The 256-nt window shown below is 61.7% G+C and carries 1 protein-coding gene; it reads right to left on the bottom strand.

What is annotated here, in order from left to right; translation table 11 throughout:
• Positions 1 to 256, bottom strand: a 256-nt coding sequence (locus Q4563_RS21015; protein WP_303605902.1) for a histidine kinase dimerization/phospho-acceptor domain-containing protein, incomplete at both ends; no start/stop codon positions are given.

A 256-nucleotide genomic window follows, 5' to 3' on the forward strand; every position in this document is an offset into this window, starting at 1 on the left:
GTCAGCTCATCCACCAGTTGCAGCAACAGGTCGCTAGGCGCAATCTGTCGCACCGGCAAACTGGCGATATCATCCCGGCTCAGCCACAACAGGGTTTCGGTCAACTGGGCCATGGTGATACCCGCCCGTTCCAGCCGCGCCACCGTGGCCAGCACCCGCGTGTCGTCCAGCGGCGTGTGGCGTTCCGTCAGTCGTCGCAACAGCTCGGTGTTATTACGCACCACGGCAATCGGTGTGCGTAATTCATGGCTGGCAT

Source organism: Gilvimarinus sp. 1_MG-2023 (assembly GCF_030548285.1).